General features: G+C 67.3%; 12 protein-coding genes and 1 riboswitch. Of the genes, 6 read left to right on the top strand and 6 right to left on the bottom strand.

Annotated features, from left to right (window positions below; all coding sequences use genetic code 11):
* Positions 1–24 precede the first annotated feature (24 nt).
* Together AB0H61_RS36805 and AB0H61_RS36800 are read left to right on the top strand one after the other, a co-directional pair.
* Positions 25–10,386: an amino acid adenylation domain-containing protein gene (locus AB0H61_RS36805; protein ID WP_357313001.1), complete on the top strand. Its 10,362-nt coding sequence runs from the start codon at positions 25–27 to the stop codon at positions 10,384–10,386.
* On the top strand, positions 10,383–11,057 hold the full coding sequence (locus tag AB0H61_RS36800; protein WP_357312992.1) for a DUF6875 domain-containing protein: 675 nt from the start codon (positions 10,383–10,385) through the stop codon (positions 11,055–11,057). Before AB0H61_RS36805 ends, AB0H61_RS36800 begins: the two co-directional genes overlap by 4 nt.
* Before the next feature lie 182 nt (positions 11,058–11,239).
* Here AB0H61_RS36800 and folP read toward each other — a convergent pair whose 3' ends face one another.
* The 4 genes from folP to metE form a co-directional block, all read right to left on the bottom strand.
* The gene (gene folP, locus AB0H61_RS36795) at positions 11,240–12,028 is read right to left on the bottom strand and encodes a dihydropteroate synthase (protein WP_357312990.1); all 789 of its coding nucleotides are present in this window, start codon (positions 12,026–12,028) and stop codon (positions 11,240–11,242) included.
* 3 nt (positions 12,029–12,031) lie between these two features.
* Entirely contained in the window at positions 12,032–13,270 is a 1,239-nt protein-coding gene (pabB, locus tag AB0H61_RS36790) for an aminodeoxychorismate synthase component I (RefSeq protein WP_357312987.1), read from the bottom strand.
* 185 nt (positions 13,271–13,455) lie between these two features.
* Positions 13,456–14,403 carry a methylenetetrahydrofolate reductase gene (locus AB0H61_RS36785; protein WP_357312984.1) on the bottom strand — a complete coding sequence of 316 codons (948 nt, stop codon included), beginning with the start codon at positions 14,401–14,403 and terminating at the stop codon, positions 13,456–13,458.
* Between the two features lie 149 nt (positions 14,404–14,552).
* Positions 14,553–16,817 carry a 5-methyltetrahydropteroyltriglutamate--homocysteine S-methyltransferase gene (gene metE / locus AB0H61_RS36780; RefSeq protein WP_357312981.1) on the bottom strand — a complete coding sequence of 755 codons (2,265 nt, stop codon included), beginning with the start codon at positions 16,815–16,817 and terminating at the stop codon, positions 14,553–14,555.
* A 135-nt stretch (positions 16,818–16,952) separates the two neighbouring features.
* Positions 16,953–17,165: riboswitch (cobalamin riboswitch) on the bottom strand.
* A 378-nt stretch (positions 17,166–17,543) separates the two neighbouring features.
* On the opposite strand from metE, the gene AB0H61_RS36775 reads away from it, so the two are divergent.
* Both AB0H61_RS36775 and AB0H61_RS36770 read left to right on the top strand, forming a co-directional pair.
* Positions 17,544–18,137, top strand: a complete 594-nt coding sequence (locus AB0H61_RS36775; protein WP_357312979.1) for a hypothetical protein — start codon at positions 17,544–17,546, stop codon at positions 18,135–18,137.
* A 227-nt stretch (positions 18,138–18,364) separates the two neighbouring features.
* Positions 18,365–19,915: a PepSY domain-containing protein gene (locus AB0H61_RS36770; protein ID WP_357312976.1), complete on the top strand. Its 1,551-nt coding sequence runs from the start codon at positions 18,365–18,367 to the stop codon at positions 19,913–19,915.
* A 202-nt stretch (positions 19,916–20,117) separates the two neighbouring features.
* Here the strand turns inward: AB0H61_RS36770 and AB0H61_RS36765 are convergent, their stop codons facing one another.
* The gene (locus AB0H61_RS36765) at positions 20,118–20,969 is read right to left on the bottom strand and encodes an AraC family transcriptional regulator (protein WP_357312973.1); all 852 of its coding nucleotides are present in this window, start codon (positions 20,967–20,969) and stop codon (positions 20,118–20,120) included.
* A 141-nt stretch (positions 20,970–21,110) separates the two neighbouring features.
* Between AB0H61_RS36765 and AB0H61_RS36760 the strand changes: the two genes are divergently transcribed.
* Positions 21,111–21,656 carry a peroxidase-related enzyme gene (locus AB0H61_RS36760; protein WP_357312971.1) on the top strand — a complete coding sequence of 182 codons (546 nt, stop codon included), beginning with the start codon at positions 21,111–21,113 and terminating at the stop codon, positions 21,654–21,656.
* Between the two features lie 500 nt (positions 21,657–22,156).
* Here the strand turns inward: AB0H61_RS36760 and AB0H61_RS36755 are convergent, their stop codons facing one another.
* Positions 22,157–23,272, bottom strand: coding sequence for a hypothetical protein (locus AB0H61_RS36755; protein WP_357312968.1), 1,116 nt, complete (start codon positions 23,270–23,272; stop codon positions 22,157–22,159).
* Positions 23,273–23,461: 189 nt separating this feature from the next.
* On the opposite strand from AB0H61_RS36755, the gene AB0H61_RS36750 reads away from it, so the two are divergent.
* Complete coding sequence (locus AB0H61_RS36750) at positions 23,462–25,234, top strand: hypothetical protein (RefSeq protein ID WP_357312967.1); 1,773 nt, start codon at positions 23,462–23,464, stop codon at positions 25,232–25,234.
* Positions 25,235–25,248 lie beyond the last annotated feature (14 nt).

Below are 25,248 nucleotides of genomic sequence, written 5' to 3'. Positions count from 1 at the left end.
GTCGGCAAACTCGACCGAAAAGCACTGCCGAAACCGGTTTTCACCGACCACAAACCCTTCCGAGCACCGCACACACCAACCGAACACATCATCGCGCGAGCCTTCGCCGACCTACTCGGCTCCGACACCGTCGGCCTCGATGACTCGTTCTTCGCCCTGGGCGGCGACAGCATCATGTCGATCCAGTTGGTCACCCGAGCCAGGGCAGCCGGTGTGTCGTTCTCCGCACGCGATGTGTTCGAGCGGAAGACGGTCGCCGGGCTGGCCGAGGTCGCGGTTGATGGCAGCGCAGCCTCTGTGCTGTCGGAACTGCCCGGCGCGGGCGTGGGAGCGGTACCGCTGACACCGATCATGCAACGACTGCTCGCACGGTCAGAGTCGGGGATCGGCCGCTTGTCGCAGGCGATGATGCTGAATCTGCCGATGGGAATCGACCGGCGGCGGCTGGCCGACATCGTGCAGGCAGTCCTCGATCGGCACGACATGCTCCGCGCACGGATGTGCTCGGACGACGGGCGCTGGACGTGGGATGTGCTGCCGGTCGGAATGATTCGCGCCGAAGACGTCATCCATCGGGTGCCGATGCAAGCCATGCCGGCGAGCGCCGAGTTCCGGACGTTGGCGGCGGAAGAGTTGACGGCCGCTGCGGACCGGCTCGATCCGGGCGCCGGGATCGTGCTGCAGGTGGTCTGGTTCGATCCGGTGCCCACGGTGGAACCGGGCAAAGTCCTTGTGCTGGTGCACCAATCGGTGATCGATAAGGATTCCTGGCGCGTGCTGGTGCCCGACCTCGCGGTCGCGTGGGCACGGATCGAATCCGGCGAACCACCCGACCTGGGCGCGGTTGGGACATCGATGCGCAGATGGGCACATGGGCTGGTCGAGGCTGCCCGACGCCCAGAGCGGGAAGCAGAACTCGAACTGTGGCGAGCAATGGCCGACCAGCACGATCCGAGGATCGGGTCGCGGCCACTGGACCCCGCGATCGATGTGGCCGCTACTACTCGGACCGTCGAGGTCGAACTCTCCCCCGAGGTGACCGAGGCGCTATTGACCCAGGTGCCCGCGACATTCCACGGCGGGGTGGGCGACGGGCTACTGGCCGCGCTGGCGGTCGCGGTGACGAAGTGGCGACGCGAACAGGAGCCGGAGGCCGCGGCACTGACCGATGTGGTGATCGATCTCGAAGGACACGGTAGAGAGGAAGGCGTCGTCCCGGGCGCGGACCTGACCCGGACCGTCGGCTGGTTCGCCACGAGTTTTCCGGTGCGTTTGGATCTGTCCGGCATCGATCTCGACGACGCGTACGCGGGCGGGCCCGCCATGGGCGCAGCGGTCAAATCCATCAAGGAACAGCTTCTCGCCGTCCCGGACCACGGGATCGGCTATGGCTTGCTGCGGTATCTCAATGAGGACACCGGCCCGACACTCAGCGCGCTGCCGACGCCGCAGATCGGATTCACCTACATCGGCCGCGTCTGGACGGGAACTCCCGAAGGGATGTCGGCGGTCGGATGGCTGTCGGCCGACGGCGGCGAGCTCTCCGATGCACAGAATCCGGATATGCCGGTCGCGGCGGTGCTCGCCATCAATGCCTGCACCCGCGACGACGGCGAAGGACCGCGGTTGCGGGCCGTCTGGTCCTATCCCGCCGGGGTTCTCACCGCCGACGAGGTCCGTTCGGTGGCGGAGTCGTGGTGCCGGGCCTTGACCGCCTTGGCGACACATGCCCGCCGAACCGGGAGCGGGGGGCGGACGCCTTCGGATCTGGATCTCGTCAGGCTCGGACAGGCCGAAATCGAGCGACTCGAGGACAGGTACCCGACGTTGAGCGATGTCTGGCCGTTGACTCCGTTGCAGGAGGGGTTGCTGTTCCACGCCTTGGTATCCGAGGAATCGGTGGACGCCTACCTGACACAGCTGATCCTCGAACTGCGCGGACAGGTCGATCCGGAGCGGCTGCGCCGAGCCGGGCAGGTTGTGCTCGACCGACATGCGAATCTGCGCACCGCCTTCGATACCGATGTCGGGCCGGTGCAGGTGGTCCAGCAAGGCGTCGAGGCGTCCTGGTCGGAGGTGGATCTGTCCGGGCTCGATGATGGTGCACGCGAGCGCGAGTGGGAGCTGCTGCTGGCTGCGGACCGGGCAACCCGGTTCGATCCGGCACGTGCCCCGCTGTTGCGTTGGATGCTGGTCACCACCGGGCCGGAGCGCTACCGGCTGGTGTTGACCAATCATCATCTGCTGCTCGATGGCTGGTCGACGCCGCTGCTCTTGAAGGAGTTGTTGGTGCTCTACGCCACCGACGGCGATACCACGATGCTGCCCGAGGTTCGCCCCTATCGGGACTTCCTGGCGTGGATCGCCGGACAGGACCAGGCCGCGGCGCTCGATGCCTGGGCCCGCGCGTTCGACGGCGCCGAGGGACCGACCCTGGTGGCTCGAGCCGATCCCGGCCGCCGTTACACCGAGTCCCGCGATGTGCTCGCCGAGTTGACCGAGGAGCAGACCGCGGCGCTGACGAGCCTCGCCCGGGCCCGTGGCGTCACCCTCAACACCGTGATCCAGCTGGCATGGGCAATTGTGTTGGGCACGTTGGCATCCCGCGACGATGTGACCTTCGGTGCCGCGGTGTCCGGGCGGTCCGCGCAGCTCGTGGGTATCGAATCGATGATCGGATTGTTCCTCAACACGCTGCCGGTGCGCGTCCGTCTCGATGCCGCTGAAAGCCCGGGGCAGCTGCTCGACCGGATCCAGGCGGAGCAGACCGCTCTGCTCGATCACCAGTTCGTCGGCCTCACCGAAATCGAGCGGGTCGCCGGGCCGGCAGCCGTGTTCGACACGATGACGGTGTTCGAGTCCTTCCCGGTCGATCGTTTCGGGCTGACCGCGGACACCGATATCGCAGGCATGCGGATCGTCGACGTCTCCGGTATGGACGGCGCGCACTATCCACTGGGCCTGGTCGCCCGGGTCGACACCCGACTGCACCTGAAGATCAAGTACCTGCCCGAACTCTTCGACCACGACTCAGTCGACGCGACCCTGCAGCGGGTGTTGCGCGTACTCGGCGTCATCGCCGCCGATCCGGATCTGCCGCTGGCCCGACTGCACCTGCTCACCCCCGCCGAATACCGAGAGTTGACCCCGGTATCGGGCAACCCGGAGGTGCCGGGGCGGGTGCTGCCGGAGCTGTTGGCGGCGACGGTGGAGCGGGATCCGGGGGCGGTCGCGGTGGTGTACGAGGATCGGCAGTGGACCTACGGCGAGCTCGATGCGGAGTCGAATCGGTTGGCACGCTTGCTGATCGATCGGGGTGTGGGGCCAGAGGCAAGCGTCGCGGTGGGGCTGGCGCGGTCGGTCGAGTCGGTGCTTGCGGTATGGGCGGTGGCGAAGTCGGGGGCGGCATTCGTTCCGATCGACCCGCAGTATCCGACCGGCCGGATCGAGCACATGCTCACCGATTCGGGTGTGGCGGTGGGGATCACGCTGTCGCAGTGGCGGGATCGGTTCCCCGGATCGGTGTCGTGGTTGCTCCTCGACGAGGCCACGGCCGTAGCCGAAGTGGCGCAGGCATCGGCGGCACCGGTGACCGATGCGGAGCGAACCGGACCGATCCGGCTCGACCATGCGGCGTACCTGATCTACACCTCCGGTTCGACCGGTGTGCCCAAAGGCGTGGTGGTGCCGCACCGAGGGTTGGCGGATCTGGTGGCCGAGCAATGTTCGCGGTTCGACATCGCGCCCAGCGCGCGAGTGCTGCATGTCGCGTCGCCGAGTTTCGACGCGGCGGTCCTGGAACTGCTGTGGGCGTTCGCTTCGGGTGGGCGGCTGGTGATCGCGCCGCCGACCGTCTACGGCGGGAACGAGCTGGCGCGGATCCTGTCGAGCGAGCGGGTGACCCACGTCGCGATGACGCCCACGGCCTTGGCGACGGTCGACCCGACCGGGCTGGAGAACCTCGAGACCGTCGTGGTCGGTGGCGAAGCGCCTCCACCCGACCTGGTGTCACGGTGGGCGCCGGGCCGGAGATTGTTCAACACCTACGGTCCGGCAGAGGCCACGATCCAGACCGACGCCACTGCGCCACTGGTGGCAGGCGAGCCGGTGACGGTCGGCGAACCGATCTGCGGGGTCGGGCAGGTCGTGCTCGACGGCTGGCTGCGACCGGTGCCCGTCGGAGTCGTCGGCGAGCTATATCTCACCGGTCCCGGTCTAGCTCGTGGTTACCGCAACCGAACGGGACTGACCGCGACGCGGTTCGTCGCCGATCCGTTCGCGGAGCCGGGACAGCGCATGTATCGCACCGGTGACCTGGTGCGATGGCTGCGGCAACCAGAGGGGAATCTGGCACTGGACTATGTGGGCAGGGCCGACTTCCAGGTCAAGCTGCGTGGTTTCCGTATCGAACTCGGCGAGGTCGAATCGGGCCTGCTGGCCTGCGCCGGCGTGGCCCGCGCGGTCGCGACCGTCCACCGGGCCACCGCCACCGGTGACCGGTTGATCGGGTACGTGGTGCCCGAGCCCGGAGTCGACCTCGACCCAGCTACGGTCCTCGCGAGCGCCGGGCAGCGGCTGGCCCCACACATGGTGCCCGCGACCGTAGTAGTGCTCGACACGCTGCCGGTGACCGAGAGCGGCAAGCTCGACCGCGCCGCGCTACCCGAGCCGGATTTCGCCGCGGGCCGAGCCGAATTCCGGCCGCCGGTCACCGACGTGGAGAAGACGCTGGCCGGACTATTCGCCGAGGTATTGGGTACCGACACGGTCGGTCTCGATGATTCGTTCTTCGCTCTTGGTGGCGACAGCATCATGTCGATCCAGTTGGTCACCCGAGCCAAGGCGGCCGGTGTGGTGTTCTCCACGCGGGAGGTATTCGAGCGCAAGACGGTCGCCGGACTGGCCCAGATCGCAGTCCAGGACAGCGCGGCGGCGGTCGCTCTGCCGACCGAGCTTCCCGGCGCAGGCGTGGGGCCGGTACCTCTGACACCGATCATGTGTTGGATGTTCGAACGCGGCGGATTCGACCGTTTCTGCCAATGGGTGACGCTCACGCTGCCCAGCGGCATCGACACGAGGGGAATCGAGGCCACCGTGCAAGCGGTGATCGATCACCACGACATGCTGCGGGCCCGGGTGCGTCCAGAACCCACGCACCCGTCCGGGTGGGCACTACAGGTGCGGCCGGCCGCGATGACCGCCGCCGGGCTGATCCGGCGCGTTCCGGTGGAAGCCCCGCCGGACAGCGCCCACTTCGCCGCGATCGCCACCGCCGAGGCGAACGCGGCCGCCCAACGCCTCGATCCCGCCGCGGGAATTATGCTGCAGCTGGTCTGGTTCGACTGGGCCGAACAGCCCGGTCGGCTGCTCGTCGTCGTACACCACCTCGTCGTCGATGGGGTGTCGTGGCGGATCCTGATCCCTGACCTCGCCACCGCATGGGCCCAGATCAATGCCGGGCAACGGCCGCGGCTCGCACCCGTCGGCACCTCGATGCGACGCTGGGCCCACGGCCTGAGCAGCGCGGCCGAGAGCGTCGATGAACTCGGCTGGTGGCGATCCACCCTCGACACCGCCGATCCACCGATCGGCGCCCGCCCGCTCGACCCGGTCCTGGACGTGCAGGCCAGCGTCGCCACTGTCGAGGTGACACTGCCGACCGCGGTGACCCGCGCCGTGCTCACCACCGTGCCCCAGGCGTTCCACGGCAATGTCGACGATGCTCTCATCGCGGCACTCGCACTGGCACTGGCACGGTGGCGCCACCGCCATGGCGCGGACAGCGCCGAGGCGCTGCTCACCCTCGAAAGCCACGGCCGTCACGACACGGTGCTTCCCGGCGCCGACCTCACCCGCACGGTCGGCTGGTTCACCACCGCCTACCCGGTGCGACTGGACCTGTCCGGTATCGACATCGACGACGCGTTCGCCGCCGGTCCCGCCGCGGGGACGGTCAGCAAATCGGTCAAGGAACAACTCCGCCAGGTCCCCAACCGCGGAATCGGCTACGGGCTGCTGCGCTACCTCAACCCCGACACCGTCCCCACCCTGCGTGGGCTACCCGACCCGCAGGTGAGCTTCAACTACCTCGGTCGTTTCGACACCATCCCCACCGAATTGCGCGACATCGGATGGCTGCCCGCAGGCGACGGCCCCGAGGGCGGCAGCATCCAGAACCCCGACGCAGCCGCAGCAGCCGTGCTCGGCATCAACGCGGTCACCGCCGACACCCCCGACGGGCCCGCCCTGACCGCCTCCTGGGACTACCCGACCGGCGTACTCACCGCCGCCGAGGTCACCGAGATCGCCGAACTGTGGCGCGACGCCGTGACAGCGCTGGCCACCCACGCATCCCAACCCGGCGTCGGCGGGCTCACCCCCTCCGATCTCGACCTCGTCGACCTCGACCAACCCGCGATCGACCGGCTCGAGACCCGGTATCCGGCGTTGGACGATATCTGGCCGCTGACGCCGCTGCAGGCGGGGCTGCTGTTCCACGCCCAGCTCGCCGCTGACGCCATCGACGCCTACATCGTGCAACTGCGTGTGGAACTCGGCGGGGTCGTCGACGCGGACCGGCTGCGCCGCGCCGCACAGACGCTTCTCGGACGGCACCCGAACCTGCGGACCGCGTTCGTGCGCGACGGCGCCCGCGAACCGGTCCAGGTGGTGTACCGGCACGTCGACGTGCCGTTCACCGAGATCGACCTGACCGAGCGCGACGACATCGCGGCCGCACTCGAAGAAGTCATGGACAGCGAGCGCCATTTCGACGTGACCGCGGCGCCACTGCTGCGATTGACGCTGATCGGCATCGCCCCTCAGCGGTACCAGCTGCTGTTGAGCATGCATCACATCCTGATCGACGGCTGGTCCACACCACTGCTGATCCGGGAACTGCTGATCCTCTACGCCAGCGACAGTGACACCGCAGCACTGCCCCCGGTGCGTCCCTACCGCGACTACCTGAGGTGGCTGAACAGCCAGGACCGGGCCGCTGCGGAAATCGCGTGGACACGGGCGCTCGAGGGCAGTCCCGAGCCGAATCTGCTGGCCCCCGCGGACCGCGGCCGCCGACCCACCGCCGCCGCGGGCGAAGTGCGGGTGCAGCTCGACGAGGACCGCACCGCGGCCTTGGTCACGGCGGCCCACCGACAAGAGATCACCCTCAACACCCTCGTCCAAGCGGCCTGGGCGCTCGTACTCGCCAATGCGACCGCCCGCGAAGACGTGGTCTTCGGCACGACCGTCTCCGGGCGGCCGCCACAGCTGACCGGCATCGAATCGATGATCGGACTGTTCGTCAACACCGTGCCCGTCCGGGTCCGGATCGACCACCGCGAAACCCTCGCCCAACTGCTGCGGCGAATCCAAACCGAACAAGCCGCGCTGCTCGACCATCACCACCTCGGACTCGCCCGGATCCAGCAGGTGAGCGGTCCTGGCGCGATGTTCGACACCGTGACCGTCTTCGAGTCCTACCCGGTCGACCGGGCCGGGCTGTCCGCAGACATCGACATCGCCGGAATGCACGTCCTCGACGTCCAGGGACGAGACGCCGCGCACTATCCGCTCGGCCTGGTCGCCCACCACGACACCCGGCTTTACCTGACCTTCGAATACCTGCCCGAGCTGTTCACTCGACAGCAGATCGACGCCCTCGCCGACCGAGTGCTGCGGGTGCTCGACACCGTCGCCGCGCACATCGACCTCCCACTCACCGAACTGCAGCTGGTCTCGCCCATCGAGCAGGCCACGCTTGTGCCCGTCCGCGGCCGGCCCGGCACGGTGCCGTCGCCATTGCCGCAGGTGTTGTCGGACGCGGCCACGACAACGCCCGGTACGGAAGCGCTGGTCTGCGACGGCGTAAGGCTGTCGTATCGCGAACTCGATGAAGTCTCCAACCGGTGGGCACGGATATTCATCGATATGGGGGTAGGACCGGAAGTGATCGTTGCCGTGGCGCTACCGCGCTGCATCGACGCGATGATCGCCGTGTGGGCGATCGCCAAGACCGGCGCCGCGTTCGTCCAGGTCGATCCCACCCATCCGCGCGACCGGGTCACCCGCATTCTGACCGATTCCGGTGCCGCCGTCGGGCTGACCCTCGATACCTACCGGGACCAGCTACCGGAGGCACTCGAATGGCTAGCCCTCGACGATCCCGCCTTCGCCGCGAGGACGGCGACGGCTGCCCCCGCAGCGATCGATGACGCCGAGCGCACAACCCCGCTACGACCGGAGCATCCGGCCTACCTGATCTACACCTCGGGCTCCACCGGGACCCCCAAAGGCGTCGTGGTCACCCATACCGGGATAGCGAACCTGGCCGCCGAAACGCGGGAGCGGTATGGCCTCACCCCAGCTTCTCGGATGCTGGCCGTCGCCTCGCCGACCTTCGACGTCTCCATCCTCGAATGGCTCAGCGCGACCGCCGCCGGCGCCACACTGGTCCTGGCACCCGCATCGGTGGCCGTCGGCACCGAACTGGCCGAGTTGATCAATGCCGAACACGTGACCCATGCCGCCATGACGCCCACCATGCTCGCATCACTGCACCCCGACGCCGAAACTCTCCAAACCTTGATCCTCGGCGGGGAGAAGTGTCCACCCGATCTGGTGGCGCAGTGGATGCCGGGCCGCACCATGCTCAGTAGCTACGGGGCCACCGAAACCACAGTCGTCAGCTGCGGCCATGCTCCTTTGACCACAACCACGATCGGCCCGATGACAATCGGCGGGCCAACGCTCGGATTCACCGCCGTCGTACTCGACCGCAGACTGCGCCCCGTCCCGGTCGGAGTAGTCGGCGAACTATACGTCTCCGGACCGGGTCTCGCCCGCGGCTACCACCGGCAGCCGGCGACCACAGCGGCCCGATTCATCCCCGACCCCTACGGACCGCCCGGGACACGCATGTATCGGACCGGCGACCTCGTCAGCTGGACCACCGATCGAACACTGCGATTCTCCGGTCGCAGTGACCAGCAGCTCAAGATCAACGGCCACCGCATCGAACCCGGCGATATCGAAGCCGCGCTGCGCGAGCACCCCGATATCGACCAGGCCGCCGTCACGATCCACACCCGACCCAACGGCAGCAATCAACTCGTCGGCTACGTCGTGCCCGCTCCCGGCACCACGCCCGACACCGCGACACTGACCGCTCACCTCGCGACGCGGCTACCCACGCACATGATCCCCACCGCCATCCTCACCGTCGACCGGATACCCCTCACCCCCACCGGCAAGGTCGATTACAAAGCCCTGCCAACACCCCAGTGGCGACCTGCCCGGTTCCGGCCGCCGTCCACCGCACTCGAGGCCGCCGTCTGCGACGCCTTCGCCCAAACGCTCGGTATCGAGCGAGTCGGCCTCGACGACGGCTTCTTCACCCTCGGCGGCAACTCGCTCGCCGCGGCCACGCTGGTGGCGCGGCTGGCGGAGTCCACCGGTGTCGATGTGCCGGTTTTGTGGATCTTCACCGATCCGACACCCGAGTCGCTGGCCCGCCGCATCGACACCGGCCGCGACGGGCTCGACGAGCAGGACATCGGCGAGGCGCTGTCCGTTGTTCTGCCCTTGCGCGCCGCCGGAACCGAACCGCCGCTGTTCTGCGTCCACCCCGCCATCGGATTGGCTTGGGGTTTCAGCGGACTCGTGCAGCACCTGGATCCCGACCGCCCGGTGTACGGTGTGCAATCTCCGGCATTCAGCGATGCCACCGCGGAGTTCGAGACGCTCGACCAACTGGCCGCCCGCTACGTCCGAGAGATCCGCGCTGTCCAGCCGCACGGCCCGTACCACCTGCTCGGCTACTCGCTCGGCGGCACCATCGCGCACGCGATGGCGGTCCAACTCCGCCGCGACGGCCAGTTCGTCGCCACCCTGGCCATGATGGACACCCGCGTCGTCACCGCCAGTACCGTCCGCGTACCAACTCCTACCATCGGGAAGCTGCTCGCCGAGTTCGCCGGCCTCGACGTGCCACCGGGCCAGGCCGATCTCACCGCCGCCGCCGCGGCCGAGCTGCTGCACCGGCAAGGCGGACTGTTCACCGCGGTGACCCCCGAGCATCTCGTGCTCCTGCACGAGGATTACACCCAGCTCGTCGACCTCACGTCGAACCATAGGCCGACGCCATTCGACGGTGACCTGATCTACTTCAGTGCCGCCGCCCACACAGACGACGGCCCCTCCCCGGCCCTCGCATGGAACAACCTCGTCACCGGTCGGATCGCCGAGCACCACATTTCGGTCCGGCACGAGCGGATGATCGAACCCGAGTCGCTACGCGCGATCGGATTCGTCCTCACCGAGCACTTCCGCTCCAGCCCACACCACCCCAACGGAGTCCCCACCCTTACAAGGACAAGCCGATCATGAACACCTGCCGAATCGTCGGGTCTCGCTCCGGCGTTGAGCCAGTCAACCTGTTCGCTCCCGATCCAGCGACTCCTGACGCCGCGCACCCTCGCGCTGCCGAATTACGTAGGTGGACTCGCGAATACCTGTGTCAGCCGCATCCCGATCTCGGCCGAACCGGTCCGGTCTGTCCTTACACCAGCCGGGCCATCACAAACTGCTTCCTGTGGGCCGCTTTCATCGAGGGTCGTGCCATCGACGCCGAGGTGCTGACCGCGGTCGTCGACGATCTGTACGACCTGTTCCCCGCCCTGCCACCCCGGGACGAACCCGAGTCCAGGCTCAAGGCTGTCCTGGTGGTCTTTCCGGACCTCACCGAATTCGAAGACATCGACGCGGTTCAAATCGAACGCAAGTCCAGGTTCGTCGAAAAGGGTCTGATGCTCGGTCAGTTCTATCCGGGGTGCACCGCCCCGGGGTTACACAACCCGGACTTCCCCGCACTCGACGCGCCATTGCCCATGCTCGCCGTCCGCTGTATGGCCCCCACCGACTTCCCATTCCTCAACACCCGCCATGAATGGATGGACTCCTACCTCAAACTCTTCGCCCCCGCGATCCCCAAATTCATCACCAGCACCATGTCCGACAAACTCACAGAGACAATCGAGGACTCGGACGGAACTCACTGAGATCGAGTCCGAGACAAGCCAACCGAGCCGTGGCGTGATGACAGCCCTGATCAGTGCGACGATCAGCTCGACGTGGCAAGGAAAGGCGTCGTAGATCGTTCCGCGGCGGGCGCGTATCCAGCAGACCGAAAGAAGCCACCGCGCCGAACGGCGTAGCGAATCGCGGTCGACCCGTTCGACGATCACCATCGCGCACGGGTGGGTGTGTTGATGGCTTCGGCCATCCGGACTGCCTGGCGGGTGGGTGCCACGTCGTGAGTGCGGATGACTGCCGCCCCTTTGGTGACCGCGGTGACGGCGACAGCGAGCGAGCCGGCGAGTCGTTCGCCAGGGTCGGAGATGCCGAGGATCTCGCCGAGGAAGGATTTGCGGCTGGCACCGACGACCACCGGATATCCGGTGTCGGCGAGGACATCGATCATTTCGAGGAGTGCCAGATTGTGGGCGGTGGTCTTGCCGAACCCGAGTCCGGGATCGATGAAGACCTCTGGGACGCCGAGGCGCACACCGTTCTCGGCGTGCGCGCGCAGCTGGTGGGTGACCTCGGTGACAACATCGTCGTAGTGGGGTGCCAGTTGCATGGTTGCCGGTGTGCCACGCATGTGCATCGCGATCCAGCCGACCCCGAGATCGGCGGCAACCGGTGCCAGGGTCGCGGAGACGTCGTTGATGAGCCGGGCGCCGGCGTGAACCGCGGCGCGCGCGACCTGCTCATGCCGAGTGTCGATGGAAACGAGGCACTCCCCCGACAGTGCTTCGATGACCGCGCAGACGCGCTCGCATTCGACCTCGACGGGGACTTCGACGGCGCCGGGCCGGGTCGATTCACCCCCGATGTCGATGATGTCGGCCCCTTCCGAGAGCATCCGGTGTCCGTGTCGGATGGCGTCGCAGGGGTGGGTGTATCGACCGCCGTCGTAGAAGGAATCGGGGGTGAGATTGAGTACCCCCATGAGTCGTGCGTGAGCCATCGGTCAACCGGCTTTCTGTGTGGGATGCGTTGCGCGGAGGGCACTGTGGACGGGTAGCGGTGGCCCGATGCTGTTGAGCCGGTCCAGGATTCGCGCCTTCGCTAGGGCCTCGGCGTATTCGCCGTGCGGTGTCGAGTCCCAGGTGACGCCTCCGCCGACGCCGTATTCACTGATGCCGCGGGCACGGTCGTGGACAAGGGTGCGGATGGCGACGCTGAAACGAGCCTCGATACCGTGGTCACCGGTGGGCGCGATGATCCCGATGGCCCCGCAGTACAGTCCGCGTGGTGTGGTCTCGAGCTCGCTGATGATCTCCATGCTGCGGTACTTCGGCGCCCCGGTGATCGATCCGCACGGGAACAACGCGGCGAAGACGGCCTCGAGACTGGTCTGGGCCGGCACATCGGCGGTGATCTGCGATGTCAGCTGCCACACCGTTTCGTAGGGTTCGCTGTCGAACAGGGACCGCACACGAATGTTGCGGGCTCCCGGAATCCGGGCCAGATCGTTACGCAGTAGATCGACGATCATGAGGTTCTCGGCGCGTTCCTTCGCGCTGGACGATAGTTGTGCCTGCAAGGCGGCGTCTTCGGCAAGATCCCGTCCTCGGGGGGAGGTTCCTTTCATCGGGCGGGTTGTGACCCGACCTTCGGTCCAGTGGAAGAACAGCTCCGGGCTGGCACTGAGGATCACATGCTCGCCGGTATCGATGTAGGCACCGTAGGAACAGGTCTGTGCATCGAGCAGATCGGCGTACACGCCGGTGAGGTCACCCGACATCGTGGTGCTGATCCTGGTGGTCAGGTTGGCCTGATAGATCTCGCCCGCGTCGATGTGCTCACGTATCGCCGTGACCGCGGCGTGGTAACGCTCGACGGGATCCGCGATTCGCCAGTCCCCGACGCGGTACCGTCCACCCGCGAGCAGGTGCGAATCAGCGCTCGTGACATGAGCCGGTGGCACCGCGCCGAACCAGCACAGCGGCATTCGGCCTCCCTCTCCAGCGGAGCCTCGGACGTGCAGGGCGGCGTCGAACGCGGGAGCCGCCTCGTAGGACACGAACCCGTAGACCCAATTCCCGCCGCGGGCCAGTTCCTCAGCACGGGCTACCGCAGGTCGGACCGCGTCGAGCGTCTGCGCGCTGATGACGGTTCGCCGATCGTGGAACACCGTGCTTCGTCCGCTCCGGCGGTCGTCGAAACGTGCGACACCGAACGTCGATCGCTCGGGAGTATCAGCCACAGGTTTGTTCCTCATCGTTTCTCTCAGCCCGGATGCGTATCTCCGAGCGTGGCCGCGGGCGACACGGATACGAAGTGCCCGAGTGACGACCCCGACGCCTGGTGTGAACTGACAATGTCGCCGTTGGACCAGGCTGCGCCGGTTCGCCTGATCTCATTGGGCTACAACAGATCCCAGAACTGGCCCTACATGTTGGCGACAACCGACCGGGATCGAGTCCGAATCTGAGGAGCAGCGGTGACCTCGTAACCCAGGTTGGTCAGCACCTGAGTCGTCGCCTTGGCGAAATTGAGGGTGACGAAGTGCAGGCACGGCGCACCTTCATCGATCAGCCGCTGCGCCATCTCGGTAGCAATCTCGATGCCTACCGCGCGCACCGCCTCATGATTCTCCTGCGGGCCGTCGCCAGCGGCTTTGTGTAACCGCTCCAACACCGTCGCGGGCAGGTCACGTCCGGATAGTTCAACCGCACGCCGCACGGTGCGCAGCGAGGTGATCGGCATCAGTTCGGGAATGATCGGTTTCGCGCCCTCGACCGGATCGTAGGCGATGACGCGGTCACGCAAGCGGAGGTAATGCTCGATGTCGAAGAACATCTGAGTGATCGAATAGTCCGCTCCGGCGCGGAGTTTCGCGGCCAGGAAGGCGGTGTCGGTCTCCAGGTCCGGGGAGCGGTGATGGCCCTGTGGGAAGGACGCCACACCGATGTTGAAGTCACCGAGATCGCGCACGATTCGAACCAGTTCCTCGGCATAGGTGACACCGGCCGGGTGCTTGTGCCACTCCCCGAGCGGATCTCCGGGTGGGTCCCCGCGCAGGACGAGGATGTCACGGATACCGTAGTCGGCGTAGGAACCTACCAGCGTGCGCAATTCGGCCACGCTGTGCCCGACCGCCGTGAGATGCGCGACCGGCAGCAGTGTGGTCTGTTGAGCCAGTTGACCGGTGATGCGGGCGGTGCGGTCCTTGGTGGAACCGCCCGCGCCGTAGGTCATCGATACGAATGCCGGATGCATGCGCTCGAACTGCCTGACGGTACGCCACAACCGAGCCTCGCCGTCGGCGTCGCGGGGCGGATTGAACTCCACGGAGAACGGTACGCGCGTCGTGGAATGGGTACGCAGATTCTCCACGACCGATCGAGCTGCGGACGCGGTTCGGATAGTTCGGACGGCTTGGTCGGTCACCGTGCGGTCCCCGGAAAAAAGTGCATATTGGCCTCGGGCTGGTAGGGAAGCGTCGCAATTCGGGGACGCCCGCCACGCGGGCGCCCCGAACCACGTCAGCGCAGCGCTCGGGCCGCCGCGACGAGGTTGCGCAGCGAGGCGATCACCTCGTCATTGCGGCGGGTCTTCAGTCCGCAGTCGGGGTTGACCCACAGGCGTTCGGCCGGAACGGCTTTCAGCGCCTGCGCGAGCGATTTCTCGATCTCCTCGGAGCCGGGCACGCGCGGCGAGTGGATGTCGTAGACACCCGGCCCCACGCCCAAATCGAAGCCCGCCGCGTTGAGGTCGTCGAGCACCTCCATATGCGAGCGCGCCGCCTCGATCGAGGTGACGTCGGCATCCAACCCGGCGATCGCCCCGATGACCTCACCGAACTCCGAGTAGCACAGGTGGGTGTGGATCTGCGTGGCATCGGCGACACCGGAAGTAGCGAGGCGGAACGCGTCGACCGCCCAGTCCAGGTAGGTGGTCTGGTCGGCCTTGCGCAGTGGCAGTAGCTCGCGCAGTGCGGGCTCGTCCACCTGGATGACGCCGATTCCGGCCGCTTCCAGGTCCACCGTCTCGTCCCGTATGGCCAGTGCGATCTGCCTGGCGGTGTCGGAAAGCGGTTGATCATCGCGGATGAACGACCACGCCAGGATGGTGACCGGGCCGGTGAGCATGCCCTTGACCGGTTTACTGGTCAGTGACTGCGCGTAGGTGATCCATTCGACGGTCATGACCGTCGGGCGCGCCACATCGCCGTATACGATCGGCGGGCGCACACACCGGGTGCCGTAGGACTGCACCCAGCCGTTGATCGTCGCGGCGAAACCGTCGAGTTGCTCGGCGAAGTACTGCACCATGTCGTTGCGCTCGGGCTCACCGTGCACCAGCACATCGAGACCGATTTCCTCTTGCAGCGCGATGACTTCGGCGATCTCGGCACACATCCGCTTGTCGTATTCGGCCTGGTCGATCTCGCCACGGCGAAGCTCCGCACGGGCCACCCGGATGCGACTCGTCTGCGGGTAGGAGCCGATCGTGGTGGTCGGCAGCAGCGGCAGCTTCAGCCGTTCCTGCTGCACCGTACGACGCTCGTCGGCCGGAGCGCGGCGGATGGCGTCCGCGCCCAGCCCCGCCAGCCGCTCGCGCACCGAGGCGACGCGTAGACGCGGATCGGCCTTGCGGTCGGCCACTGCGGCGCGAGCGATCGCGAGAGCCTGCGCGACAGGGTTCTCCCCCTCGGCGAGGGCGGTGGCCAGCACCCGGACCTCGGCGATCTTCTCCTGCCCGAACGCCAGCCAGCCACGCAGTCGCTCGTCCAGATCGGTCTCGGAGTCGAGGCTGTACGGGACATGCAACAGCGAGCACGAGCTCGACACGGCCACCGACACACCGGCCTCGCGCAGCCCGGTCAGCAGCGGCAGCGCGTGGTCGGGGTCGACCCGCCAAATGTTGTGACCGTCGACCACGCCCGCCACGATCAGTTTGTCCGTGATCGACCGAGCCACAGCCACATCCGCGTCCTGACCGGCGACCAGGTCGAGCGCGATGCCCTCGATGCCGGTCTCCGCCAGCACCGGCAGCGCCACGCCCAGTCGGCCGAAGTAGGCGGCTACCAGGATCGACGGGCGAGCCGACACCTCCGACAACCGCTGGTATGTGGTGCGCACTGCCGCCAATTCGGTCTCGGTGAGATCGGTGACCAACGACGGCTCATCGATCTGAACCCATTGCGCACCGGCCTCGGCGAGCAGGCCGAGCAACTGCTCGTAGAGCGGCAACAGATCGGGCAGACGGTTCAGCAGATCGCTGCCGTCGACCGACTTGGCCAGTTTCAGGAAGGTGATCGGGCCGACGATCACCGGACGAGCCAGCACGCCGAGCTCCAGCGCCTCCTTCAGTTCGGCCAAGGGCTTGTCCGGATGCAGGGAGAAGGCCGTGTCCGCCGCGAGTTCGGGCACCAGGTAGTGATAGTTGGTGTCGAACCACTTCGTCATCTCGAGCGGAGCGACCTCGGCATTGCCTCGGGCCGCGGCGAAGTAGCGATCCAACTCGTCCGCGATCCCGGACACTCGCTCCGGCAGCGCGCCCAGCAGCACGGCGGTGTCGAGCACCTGGTCGTAGTAGGAGAACGTGCCCACCGGGACCGAATCCAGCCCGGCGTCGCGGGCCGCGGTCAGCTGGGCGGTGCGCAGGTCCGCCGCCACGGCGTGTAGGGCCTCGGCATCGACACGACCGGCCCAGTAGGACTCGGTGGCGCGTTTGAGCTCCCGGTTGGGGCCGATGCGCGGGAGCCCCAGTACGGTTGCGGTAAAAGTCTTGTGCGGGTTCGACATTGATGAGCTCCATGGTCAGCAGCAAGGACCGCCACCCATATGAAGCGCACGCTGATGGAGCCCATGAAGCATCGTTCCCGTGCCCGGGTCCACTCGGCGTAGCGCCCAATCCACGAGGCGACGACCACCGGATACGGCGTATCCGGTACAACGGGCAGGTCTTCGGACTCGTGGGCATCGACCCGAGAATGGGTCTGCCCCGGCGCTTCGTGGCCCGGGCTGGTCCTACCGACCGTCGCTTCCCAGGCATGCGCCCAGTGCGGGTGACGGCTGTCGTTCCCACTTACCGCTGCGGGACAGTCCCGGATTTCCACCGGGTTCCCTCTCACCCGGGCGGTGTGCGAACACCACCGGGCTTCGACGCCGTCGGACGGATCAGGGGCTCCTCGACTCCGCCTCCGGCGAACCAGCTGCACCGACGAATATAGCCACCAAGGATCGGATCGCGAAAGGCAGCCCAGCTCACACCGAGGATCGGGACTTCGGACGACGCTCTTTGGTAAGGGCGAGCGTCACTCGCGCGAGGCGCCCACCGGCCAGACCACGGTGACCGGAATTCCTCGGGCGCGGGCCAGCTCCAACCCCACCTCGAGATCGAAGGTCGCGGCCAACCGCATCAACACCGGGATCGTGAGCGGGCGCTGATCGTTCCGAGCAAGCCGGCCGTTCGGGTCGGTCTGCGTCCATAGGCGGTGAGGTGGCGCGGTGGCCGGTATCGTTCCCCGCATGTCCCCCGTGTCCGTCCTGGCCGCGCGCCTGCGTGGTGCGATGACAGGCGCGGTGGCGGGGGCAGCGGCACTCGCGGCGCACGGCATCGGCGGCGGGATGGTCCCGACAGGTAGTTCGCTGGTGATGTTGGTGGCCGGATGCGCCGCGGTCGGTGTCGTGGGTGCGGGGCAGCCCGGTCCTCGGTTGTCGGTGCTGGTCGGCCAACTCGGTGCCGGCCAATTGATCGGCCATATCGCGTTGACGGTGGCCTCTGGGCACTCCCATCCGATGGTATCGACACCAACGATGTCGGCCTGCCATGTCGTATTCGCGGTCGTCGTCGGTATCACACTGTCGATAGCCGAACGCCTGATGCGGACGGTGTTGTCCTCGGTGTACCGGTGGCTGGCGCTGCTCATCGGCCGGGCCCGGACCTGTACGGGTCGACCGTGCGTCGCGATGTCGGCACGAAATTCGGTTGCCCGTGATCTTCTGCTCGGGTCGGGCTCGGGCAATCGAGGCCCGCCGATGACCGTGGCCGCCGTTCGAGGCGGCTCGGTAGGCCGTGCAGCTCATCCCGATTGGCAGCCGGTCTCCGCTGTCTCCCGCTGATCGAGTCGGTTCGGCCGAAATTCTTCGCGCGCGTTCGGTTGTCGTTGCAGACATCCGAATGTCGGTGTCCGCTACGCATCTCGAATTCCGGTCGACCGGATCCGCCCAGTCGATCAGATGCGGTGCGGACGTGTTCGTCACGGCGGCTGCGTAACACCGCCAGAGTCCGTTCGGCGCGCGACGCCGGAGGACTTCAGTTTCATTCTGCCCGGAGAGGGCTTGGGTTCATGTCTTCCACAACTACCGACTTCGGCGATCCTGCCGAATCACCAGCCGATCGCGATGGTCTCGACGAATCGGCCGATACGGCGACGACCTCCACCGACAATACGGCGACCGATTCCGCCGACGGCTCCACCGCGAAATCGTCCGTGACCGAACGCGCGCTCCCACGCAGCTGGCGACCGCTGGTCCTGCGACTGCATTTCTACGCCGGTGTGCTGGTGGCTCCGTTCATCCTGATCGCGGCCCTCACCGGCGGCCTCTACGCGCTCGCGCCGACGATCGAGAAGTTCGTCTATTCCGATGAGCTCACCGTCGAATCCACGGGCGCCGCCGCGCTGCCGCTATCGCAGCAGGTCGCCGCGGCCCGAGCCGCCTACCCGGATCTGACGGTGAGCGCGGTACTTCCGCCATCCTCCTCGACGACCTCGACACGTGTGCATTTCATCGACCCTGGCTTGGGGGAAGAGCAATTGCGGGCGGTGTTCGTCGACCCCTACACCGGCGCGGTATCGGGTAGTGAGACTTCGTGGTTCGGGTCGCTACCGTTCAGCACCTGGGTCGATGTCCTGCACCGCGACCTGCACCTGGGCGAATTCGGCAACCTCTACAGCGAACTGGCCGCCTCCTGGTTGTGGGTCGTCGTGCTGGGTGGGCTACTGCTGTGGTGGGCCAAATACCGCGGTGACCGGGTCCGTGGCCGACGAGCCCGAATCATCGGCGTCGACAGATCGGTGCGGGGACGAGCGCGCACGCTCAACTGGCACGGCGCGTCCGGACTATGGATCGCGGCAGCCCTGCTGTTCCTTTCCGCCACGGGCATCACCTGGTCGCCCTACGCGGGTGAACATGTGACCGACCTGCGCGCTGCGATGTCGTGGCAGCGACCCCAACTCGACACCGCCCTGGGCCACGACGAGACGAGCACCGACGGTTCGCACAGCGAACACGGTGCCGCGCAACCCGGTTCGGTCGATATCTCCGGTATCGACCTCGATCGAGTCGTCGAGATCGCGGACCGGGCCGGGGTCGCGGCACCGGTCGAGATCACCCTACCCACCGAACCAGGACAGGCTATCGGTGTGGCCGAGGCTGCGAAACCCTACCGGCTCACCACCGACTCCGTCGCGATCGATCCGGGCACATCACAGGTCACCGGCAACGTCGACTACAACCGCGACTATCCACTGTTCGCCAAACTCGCCGACTGGGGAATCCGCGGACATATGGGCATCCTCTTCGGCCTGCTCAACCAACTCCTGCTGCTGGCCATCGCGCTCGTACTGGTCACGGTGATCGTGCGCGGCTACCGCATGTGGTGGCAACGCAGACCCACCCGCGGCTCGGCGTTCGCACTCGGGCGGCCGCCCATACGCGGCGGTATCGCACGAGCCCCCGTGGCTGGCATCGTCGTACTGGCCATCGTCGCGGTCGCGGTCGGCTGGTTCCTGCCACTGCTCGGGATCTCGCTGCTGGTATTCCTGACACTCGACATCGCGATCGGCGCAGTCGGGCGAAGGGCGGCACGATCGGCTCCAACAGCCCAGGTTCGGTAGGGACTTGCCCGGCAGGAGGTTGGCGTATTGGTCGATTCCACCTCCGGACACCTTTTGTCGGTCATCCTCCGCAATTTTGCAAAGGATGCATTCTCTTTGGGTCCGGAGGATGTCCGGACACTGTCGATCTGCGAATTTGCGCAGGTAGCAGCGTCATTGGTGTGCCGACTGTGAAGTGGCGGCGCCGATGTCCGCTGCCGACTCAGAGTGCGGTAGCCAGCCATGCGCGCGGTGAGCATCCCAGTCTTTGTGTGAACGCCCGCGAGAACGCCGGAGGGTTGGCGTAGCCGAGTTCGGTGGCGGTGCGGGCAATCGAGGCGCCGGCGCGAAGCCGGTCCTGGGCGACCGTGATCCTCCATCCGGTCAGGTATTCGGCGGGTGGCTGGCCCACCAACTCTTTGAACCGGGCGGCGAAGGAACTGCGGGACATGCGTGCTTCTTGCGCCATTGTGGCGAGCGTCCATGGCTGCCCCGGTGACTCGTGGATGGCGACGAGTGTGCGGGCGAGGCGTTCATCGGCGAGCCCCGTCAGCAGGCCGGTGGGCAGGGCAAGCTCGTCGGCGTGGTCGAGAATCCAGCGGAAGAGCTGGATGAGGACGACTTCGAAGAGCCGATCGGCCAGCACTCGTTGGCCGCAGCGCAGATTGTCGATCTCGGCGAACAGTAGATCGAGTGCTGGTTCGAGGGTGCTGACGGCGTCCAGCGGGAGCACGATCACGGGAGGGAGCGTGCGGACGAGAGGGTGGGTCGGGCCGCCGTCGAAGTCGAGTGTCGCGCAGGCGAAGTCGGAGTCCTCGGTGGGTGCGTTGTGGAAGGCATGTTCCAGCGGGCGTGGGTAGAACAGCAGGCTGGGCTTGTCGATCCATCGCTTTTCCAGCTGACCGCTGACGCCTCGGTGTGTCACTTCCATCTCGCCGTGTCGGAGTACGTGGAGGAAGCCTCGTCCCGGTTGTGCGTCAAAGGTCGTCACGCCACACAACGGTCCGGTATGGAACAGGCGGGTCCGCACCCGGAACTGTTCGAGCAGAGGCGAGAGCCGGTCGAGGGAGGACACGGAACAAGCATGCCGGACGATATGGTACGAATTCAAGATGATATGCATTAATTCGTCCAAGTGATCCTGACAGTCTGAGAGTGCGTCGCCCGCCGGGAACCTGCGGGAGTCGTCATTGGAATCACGACTGAAGGAATGCCCATGTCTCTTGTCCCCCTTGCCGAGCGCGAGTCCGCGACCGGAACCGTCGAGGACCAGCTCGATCAGATCCATGCCGCGTTCGGCACCGTGCCCGCGATGTTCCGAGCCGTCGCGAACTCGCCTGCCGCTCTGACGAGCATGTGGGCTTCGTTCCGCGCCTTCGGCGGCGGTGCTCTGGGGCCGGCGCTCAGCGAGCAGATCGCCGTGGCCGTCGCCAACCGCAACTCCTGCGAGTACTGCCTGGCCGCGCACACCGCCCTCGGACGCAAGGCCGGGGTGAGTCGTGAGGCGCTGGAGGCCGCGCAGACGGGCGACTCCGATGACCCTCGGACTGCGGCACTCCTGGGCTTCGCGGTGAAACTGGTGGAAGAGCGCGGCCAGGTCACGGCAGAGGACGTGCAGGCGCTGCGTGATCAGGGCTGGAGCGATGAGCATATCGTCGAGGTCATCGGGCAGGTCGCGCTCAACCTGTTCACCAACTACATCAACATCGCCCTCGCAGTCCCGGTCGACTTCCCCACGGTCGGTCTGCGGCGGGCCGGCTGATGTTCCACCTGGTGCCGACGCCGGCCAGGAGCACCCATCCCGCCTACGTCATGGCGTGATGACAGCCCTGATCACGGCGTCGTAGATCAATTCCGCGGCGGGCGCGCATCCACTCGGACGTGCGCCCGCCTCCTCGGGAGTCGCAACCAGCCCGACCGCCCCAGCGGTTTGGGAGTCCCAACTACCAGGAATCCCACATGATTTGAACCGCCGTCGCCACCCGCTGCGTTCCGTTCGAGGACCTCGGCATCCTCCGGCCGCTGCTCACCGACACGGCAATCCGGCACTTACGCCAGTAGCCAGTATGAAGGCGCTGTCGGGAGCTTCGTGGCCGACAAGTATACGGAAACACAGTGGCGCGGAGAGGGTTTCGATGACTTCGCGAGCGTCTACATCATCAGGTATTTCGCTACGCTCGATGGTCCTGAGAGCTTCGCTCGAAGCGATCCTTCCAGAAGCGCTGGCGCGCGGTTTCGGGTTGGCGGTGAGGCCCCTGATGGTCAGCCCGCCGCGCCCGCCATGAGTAGCTGGTGTAGTGCGCCGTCCACATCCTCGCGCTCGCCGAAAAGCCGCACCAGCAGTGCGCGTTCGGCCGCGCCGTGCTCCGCGGCCAGCACCAGTTCCAGTGCGGCGTCCCGCGCTCCGACGCCCGATTCCTCGGCCAGCGACACCACGATGTCGGCTGCGCTCTCCCTGGTCCACACCCCGGGAATCGCGGCCGCGACCTCGCTCGCGGGCGGGGCGGCGCCACGATACCAGTGGGCACCCTCCCACCAGTAGCAGAAGGAGAGCAGCCCAGACCCGGCGCGCGGGTTGAGCAGCGGGTTCGCCACCCACCCCGGCGCGCCCGCGTACAGATCCGGCATGGGAGCGCCGGCGTTGTAGACCGCGTCCAGCACCGGGTCGTTCCATACTCCGCCGGAGAGCACCGCCCGGTCGCCAGGGACCAGCCACAACGAGGAACCGCTGCGCTCGGCGCCCTCGAACAGGCCGAGCGCGGGCAGCACTCGCGGCCCCCACGGAGATCCGGCCGCCACGAACGCCGCGGCGATTGCCGCCCAGCGCATCGCCAGCAACGGCAGCGCGGGCAATGTCGTCTCGATTTCCGGGGTGAGCGTGGCGGTCCGGGCCAATGCCGCCGCCTGCTCGGTGGGCCGGGACTGTCGGTCCTCGTGCCCGATATGGGCCGCCAGCCAGACCGGGAGCCGTGCCCGCGGAAACGCCTCCAGGTCGGCCCGATACACCTCCGGCGGGAAGAGGTGGTCGTCCGGGAAAGGCTCGGCGCCGAAGTCGTGCTCGTCACCGATCTCGCCGGATGCCGACGCCATCACCAGGTAACGCCACCACGGGCCACCGGGCAGGGCGGCCGATGCCTCGCGGTGTCGCCGGACCAGTGCCAGCACCTCCTCGGAGGGCAACACTTGGGCCGGATGGCCTTGCTCGTCGGTGAAGAAGACCGACGCCAGCTCCGATACGGCGGTCAGCGCGAACACCGCCTGCATCTCGTGCCAGCCGGGCGGGGCGAGCGCGATCAATTCCTCGGCGATCCGGCGGCTCGCCACGTCGGCGAGCGGCGACTCGGAATCGGCGGGAAGCGAATCCTCTTCTGCGGTCATGAAAAGCGGCACCTCCTCGATCGGGCCCGCACGCTACCACTCGGGAGCGAACGGCGCCGGTGCGGCGAATTCGTTTGCCCGTCATCGCGAATTCAACTGTCTGCGTTCTAATCCCACGACATCGAACGCCGAGAGGAGAGCTGCGGTGAGCAATCCGGCGGGGCGGTTGGGAGCCGCCGCGGTGCAGCGATGACGATTCACATGCCCGAGGGGTTGCAGTGGCTGGCCTGGGTGGCCGGAACCACCTGGCCGGAGGGCGACGAGGACGCCGCATGGGCGGTGTCGGAAGCATGGAAGACGGCGAGCACGGAGCTGACGGCTCTGCTCGCCGATATCGATGCGGCCAAACTGGCCACCATCGAGGCCTATTCGCAGGGCGAGGGCGGTCCCGCCATGGGCGCGCGCTATGACGCGCTGCGCACCGGCGACCACTCCATCGAGGCGTTGGCGGAGTTCATGAGCACCGTCGGTGACAGCACCTTCGATATGGGCACCGAGATCCAGGCCACCAAGATCACCGTCATCGTGACGCTGGCCTGGCTGGCGCTGGAGATCCTGTGGGCCTGGCTCTTTCCGCCCACCGCGCCCGCGGTTGAGGCGGCCGCGATCACCACCACGCGCTCCTTCCTCAAGGTGTTCGAGGACTTCGTGCAGAAGGCGATCACCAATCTCGCTGCACGCCTGGGTGCTTCGACCGCCAAGCGGCACTTCTGGACCCAGGCCGCGCGGCTGCGGCCGGTCTTTCCCACCGCGAAGGGCTGGGGCGTCTACGGTGCGCGGGCCATAGAGGCGACCGCCATCGTAGGGACCATCAACGGCTCGGTGCAGGTCGGCCAGCTCGCGGCGGGCAAACGACGGCACTTCAACGGCAAGGAGTTCGGGCTGTCCGTCCTCGCCGGTGTCGCGGGCGTGGTGCCTGGACGCGAAGTCGGGCGCTATCTCGGGCACGGTATCGACAAGGTTGCGGGCAAGCAGTTGAACAACATCGCGGGCCGGGTCGGTCGTGGCGCGGTGATCGGCGGCGCCTCCGGTGCGGTCGGCACCACCTTCGGCAACCTGGCCGTGGGCGCGGCGACCGGAGACTGGTCGTCGTTCGCCTCTGGGCCGGGCTGGGTCGGCGGTGTCACGCGGGGTGCGGTGGTGGGCGGTGCGCGCGGTGGTTTCGCCATCGGCAAGCCGATTGCGCCGGGGCACAGCGACATTCGCTCCTATGTCTGGATGCCGAAACCGAATTCCGGCAATGCGGCGCCCCGGCCACCGGTGAGCGACGGTTCGTCCAGCGGGTCGAGTTCCCGGCCGTCCGGCCAGTCGGTCAGCGGATCCGGCGCGAGCGTGTCGTCCTCGGTTCAGCCGGTGCACTCCACCGTCGCGGGCTCGTCGAACCGGCCGCCGTCCTCGCACAGCAGCGCTTCGGGCAACAGCGTCTACTACGACGCCGCGAGCTCGTTCCGGAGCGGCGGGAGCAGTTCGAGCAGTGGCTCGGGCAGCACCGTGTACCACGACGCCCGCACCAATCAACCCCCGACCTCGTGGTCGTCCTCGGTCGACGGCGGCTGGACCCCACCGCCTTCGACCGGCTCGGGATCGTCGCACGCCGCTCCCCCGGCGCCGAGGGGGTCGTCCTCCTCGTCGGGCAGCGGGCATTCCGGCTCCGGCGGTGCGCAGCCACCGCCGCCCCCGCCGTCCGGTGCTCAGGTAACCGGCGCGAATGGCGGGAGCGGCAACGGAAACCCGATCGCCACCCACCACAGCGAACCGTTCCTGGGCGAGGGCAAGGACGTGCGCGGCAAGCCGCGGCCGAAGCAGTGGCCGTGGGTGGAACCGCTGCCCGGCCCGTATTCACCGCCATCGTCGAGTGGCTCCTCCGAGCAGCAGTGGTTGCCGGCCCCGGGCGCCGCGCCCGCGGCGGGTGCGCCACCCGCGAACGCCGGCGATCAGGTCGATGTCCCATTCACCCCGTAATCCGACGACACAGA

The organism is Nocardia sp. NPDC050710 (genome assembly GCF_040654375.1).
Taxonomy (GTDB): domain Bacteria; phylum Actinomycetota; class Actinomycetes; order Mycobacteriales; family Mycobacteriaceae; genus Nocardia.
Note: the sequence above shows the minus strand (reverse complement) of the source record. Positions and strands in the feature narration are given on the sequence as shown.